The sequence below is a fragment of the Streptomyces otsuchiensis genome (assembly GCF_004305975.1).
Lineage (GTDB): Bacteria > Actinomycetota > Actinomycetes > Streptomycetales > Streptomycetaceae > Streptomyces > Streptomyces otsuchiensis.
In genome coordinates, this window is sequence record NZ_BHZI01000488.1 from 1 (window position 1) to 1,902 (window position 1,902).

Here is a 1,902-nt window from a genome sequence, read left to right on the forward strand (position 1 = left end):
GGACGGGGGACGGGGCTCAGTCCGGGCAGCAGTCCGGTGTGAGTCCGAGCGGAAGGTCCTCGCCGCCGAAGACGACGGTGGTGGGCCGGTGCCCGTTGAGCGCGGCGACCGCCAGCAGCACCGAGCCGGCGGTCCAGGAGGTCAGCTCCTCGGGCCAGACGGCGTTGTCGGCGAAGACGTAACCGGTCCAGTAGAGCCCGTCGCCGGCACGCAGGTGGCCGATGGAGCGAAGGATCTCCACCGCGCGGTGGGTGTCCCCGATCGCCCAGAGCGCGAGGGCCAGTTCGGCGCTCTCGCCGCCGGTGACCCAGGGGTTGGGCAGCACGCAGCGGACGCCGAGGCCGGGCACGACGAACTCGTCCCAGCGGGCTGCGATGCGCCGTTCGGCGGCCGGGCCGCGGACCGCGCCGCCGAGCACCGGGTAGTACCAGTCCATGGAGTAGCGGGACTTGTCGAGGAAGCGCTCGGGGTGGGCGCGCACCGCGTGGGCGAGCCGCCCGGTGGCCAGCTCCCAGTCGGGCTGGGGTTCGCCCGCGAGTTCCGCCAGCCGCAGCGCGCAGCGCAGCGCCTGATGGACGGAGGAGCAGCCGGTCAGCAGCGCGGCGGTGACGGCGGTTCCGTCGTCCTCGCGCTTCCAGCCGATCTCGCCGCCTTCCTGCTGGAGTTCGAGGACGAACTCCACGGCGGCGGAGACCACCGGCCACATGCGGCGGCGGAACTCCTCGTCGCCGGTGGCGAGATGGTGGTGGAGGACGCCGACGGCCACGTAGGCGCAGAAGTTGGTCTCGCGGGTGCGGTCGGTGGGGCGGGTGGCGTCGCCGTCGGCGTAGGCGGCGTACCAGGAACCGTCGGGCAGTTGGTGGCGGGCGAGCCACTCGTAGGCGGCGCGGGCACGGTGGTGGTCGCCGGCGGCGTCCAGTGCCATGGCGGCCTCGATGTGGTCCCAGGGGTCGAGGTGGTGGCCGCGGAACCACGGGATCGCGCCGTCGGGGCGCTGAAGGCCGGCGATACCGGCGGCGGTGCGCGCCGCCTGCTCGGCGGTGAGGACTCCGTCGAGGACGAGGGTGGCGGTGTCGCCGGGCGAGGTCATACCCGCTCCGCCGGGGCGCTGCCGGGGACGGGGCGGAGTTGCGGTTTGGTCGCGTAGGCGACGAAACTCTTGCCGATCAGGGGGTTGAGCAGCCGGTCGGCGAAGCGGGTCGCGAAGGGCCGCTTCATGATGTCCCAGACCAGCAGCTTGTGGTAGGCGCGTACCGGCAGCGCGGCGTCGTCGCCGTCGCGGTTGACGCCGAAGGCGCACTTGAGCCACCAGTAGGGCGAGTGCAGTGCGTGGGCGTGGTGGACACCGTAGGGGCGGAGGCCCGACTGCCTTATGCGGGCGAGCAGTTGGTCGGCCTTGTAGATGCGGATGTGGCCGCCCTCGACCTCGTGGTAGGCGTCCGAGAGGGTCCAGCAGACCTTCTCGGGCCCGTACCGGGGGACGGTGACGGCGAGCCGGCCGCCGGGGCGCAGCACGCGGACCATCTCGGCGAGGACACCGCGGTCGTCGGGTATGTGCTCCATGACCTCGGAGATGATCACCACGTCGAAGCTGTCGTCGGGGAACGGCAGCGCCAGCGCGTCCCCCTCGACGGCGGTGGCGGTGGCGCCCTCGGGTGCCTCGCCCGCCTCCTCCATGGCGGCGAACCAGGCGGCCACCTCGCGGATCTCCTCACCGTTGCGGTCCAGCGCGACCACCCGGGCACCGCGCCGGTAGCACTCGAAGGCGTGCCGTCCCGCGCCGCAGCCGAGGTCCAGGACCCGGTCCCCGGCGGCTATGGGAAAGCGGGTGAAGTCCACGGTGAGCACCTGGTCAGCTCCTAGCGTTCGGGAGGTCCGTCGCCGGGGCGGGCGCGGCGGGGC

Annotated in this window: 2 protein-coding genes; both read right to left on the reverse strand. The window is 73.2% G+C overall.

What is annotated here, in order from left to right:
- Positions 1 to 16 precede the first annotated feature (16 nt).
- Positions 17 to 1,090: a prenyltransferase/squalene oxidase repeat-containing protein gene (locus E0D90_RS25325; RefSeq protein ID WP_130800246.1), complete on the reverse strand. Its 1,074-nt coding sequence runs from the start codon at positions 1,088 to 1,090 to the stop codon at positions 17 to 19.
- Positions 1,087 to 1,848: a class I SAM-dependent methyltransferase gene (locus E0D90_RS25330; protein WP_130800247.1), complete on the reverse strand. Its 762-nt coding sequence runs from the start codon at positions 1,846 to 1,848 to the stop codon at positions 1,087 to 1,089. Before E0D90_RS25330 ends, E0D90_RS25325 begins: the two co-directional genes overlap by 4 nt.
- Positions 1,849 to 1,902: the final 54 nt, after the last annotated feature.

Coding starts and splice junctions, on each gene's coding strand:
- E0D90_RS25325 (WP_130800246.1), bottom strand. CDS start 1,090: ATGACCTCGCCCGGCGACACCGCCACCCTCGTCCTCGACGGAGTCCTC.